Origin of the sequence: Micromonospora qiuiae (genome assembly GCF_016863555.1) — a bacterium.
GTDB lineage: Bacteria > Actinomycetota > Actinomycetes > Mycobacteriales > Micromonosporaceae > Micromonospora > Micromonospora qiuiae.
Genome location: NZ_BOPC01000168.1, coordinates 1 through 2004, shown reverse-complemented (window position 1 = coordinate 2004; position 2004 = coordinate 1). Strand labels below are relative to the sequence as shown.

Sequence of the window (2004 nt, the reverse complement as noted above, 5' to 3'; positions counted from 1 at the left end):
GGCGCCCGCGACGGCGGCCGACTCAGCCGGCACGGCGCCCGCGACGGCGGCCGACTCAGCCGGCACGGCGCCCGCGACGGCGGCCGGCTCAGCCGGTGCGGTGGCCCGACCGGCGGACTGCTCGCGGGCCCGCCGCAGGGCGTCGGCCTCGGCCGTCTGCCCCTGCCGCAGCGCTGTCACCTCGGCTTCCAGGACCCCGATCAGCTCGGTCTTGTAGCCGATGTCGTACGCCGCCCGACGCATCGCCTGGTCGACCTGGGCCATCCGGTATCCGCGCAACGCGGTGTCGAAACGCACCTCGCCCACGTCCGACTCGCGAAGCGGACGGTCGCCGGGCAACGGCACCGCCCGCCCGTCCGCCTCGGTCGGCACCAGGCCGGGATCCCGGCCGTTGACCAGTACCGTCACGCCGAACACCACCACCGCGACGGTGACCGCCACGACCAGCACGAGCAGAAGCTGACCCATGCACTGATCGTGGCACGCCGACGGGAACAGAGCGACCCCACCCGGCGCGGCGTACCGGACGGAATCGAGGCCCTCGGCGACCACCGGATAGCGTCAGCGGTGCGCGGCGGGATCGCCGGCGGCGTACGGGCGTGAAGAAGGCGAGGTGGCCGGGGTGCTACGGCTCGGCGGGCGGACGTTCGGCCCCGACGACCTGGTGGTGATGGCGATCGTCAACCGCACCCCGGATTCGTTCTTCGACCGGGGCGCGACATTCGCCACCGACAGCGCGCTGCGGGCGGTGGAGCGCGCGGTGGACGAGGGCGCGGACATCGTCGACATCGGTGGGGTGAAGGCCGGGCCGGGCACCGAGGTGGACGTCGCCGAGGAGATCCGGCGTACCGTCGATCTCATCGCCGCGGTCCGGGCCGCCTTCCCTGAGCTGGTCATCTCGATCGACACGTGGCGCGCCGAAGTCGCGGTGGAGGCGGTGGCAGCCGGCGCGGACCTGCTCAACGACACCTGGTCCGGAGCGGATCCGGCGCTGGCCCAGGTCGCCGCGCGGACCGGCGCCGGCCTGGTCTGCTCGCACGCCGGCGGGCTCAGCCCACGGACCCGGCCGCACCGCGCGGCCTTCGACGACGTGGTGGCCGACGTCGTACGAACGGTGACCGGGCTCGCCGACCGCGCGGTCTCGCTCGGGGTCCGCGCCGACGGCATCCTCATCGACCCGGCACACGACTTCGGGAAGAACACCCGACACTCACTGGAGATCACCCGGCGGCTCGGGGAACTCGCCGACACCGGGTGGCCGCTGCTGGTCGCCCTGTCGAACAAGGACTTCATCGGCGAGACGTTGGACCTGCCGGTCAGCGAGCGGTTGGAGGGCACCCTGGCCGCCACCGCGATCTCCGCCTGGCTGGGCGCCCGGGTGTTCCGGGCCCATCAGGTCCGGCCGACCCGCCGCGTCCTCGACATGGTCGCCGCCGTCGCGGGCACCCGCCCACCCGTCCTCACCCGGCGCGGTCTCGCCTGACGAGCCGCCCGGCCGGTCACGATGGTCGGCGCGGCCTCGTCCGGCGCGGTCGGTGCCCGGGGCGAGGGAGGGACCGGGGTCAGGTCCAGGTGAGAATGCGGCGGCGCCAGGCGTAGAGCAGGCCGAGGGCGAGGACGGCGACGAAGACCGCCATCTCGGCCACGGTGACCAGCCCGAAGTCGGGTCGGTCGAAAACCAGTGCCCACGGGAAGAGGAACACCGCCTCGACGGCGAAGACCACGTAGAGGTAGGCGTACACGTAGTAGCGGATCTGCATCTGCGCCCAGTCGCCCCCGACCGGGTCGATGCCGCATTCGTAGCTGGCGCGCTTGCCGGGCGGGTCCGCCGGCCGGGCGGGCCGCAGCACCCGGTTGGCCGAGAACGCGACCGCCAGGAACAGCACGCCGGCGAGCAGCAACAGCCCGAGCGTCGCATACGAGCCCAGGTAACCGGTCACGGTCGGTCAGCCTACCGTCTGGGCCGATCCGGCACGGCGTCGTGAACTTGTTTCCACCGAGGAC

Annotated in this window: 4 protein-coding genes; 2 read left to right on the top strand and 2 right to left on the bottom strand. The window is 73.4% G+C overall.

Translation table 11 applies throughout. From position 1 onward, the window contains the following. A partial coding sequence (locus Vqi01_RS30185) for a DivIVA domain-containing protein (RefSeq protein ID WP_239098781.1) occupies positions 1-468 on the bottom strand: 468 nt, incomplete at its 3' end. A 9-nt stretch (positions 469-477) separates the two neighbouring features. Between Vqi01_RS30185 and Vqi01_RS31420 the strand changes: the two genes are divergently transcribed. Together Vqi01_RS31420 and folP are read left to right on the top strand one after the other, a co-directional pair. Beyond that, on the top strand, positions 478-603 hold the full coding sequence (locus Vqi01_RS31420) for a hypothetical protein (RefSeq protein WP_275408862.1): 126 nt from the start codon (positions 478-480) through the stop codon (positions 601-603). A 10-nt stretch (positions 604-613) separates the two neighbouring features. Next, positions 614-1483, top strand: coding sequence for a dihydropteroate synthase (gene folP, locus Vqi01_RS30180; RefSeq protein ID WP_204038532.1), 870 nt, complete (start codon positions 614-616; stop codon positions 1481-1483). A 79-nt stretch (positions 1484-1562) separates the two neighbouring features. On the opposite strand, the gene ndhC is transcribed toward folP, so the two are convergent. Next, the gene (gene ndhC / locus Vqi01_RS30175) at positions 1563-1940 is read right to left on the bottom strand and encodes an NADH-quinone oxidoreductase subunit A (protein ID WP_204038531.1); all 378 of its coding nucleotides are present in this window, start codon (positions 1938-1940) and stop codon (positions 1563-1565) included. Between the last annotated feature and the right edge of the window lie 64 nt (positions 1941-2004).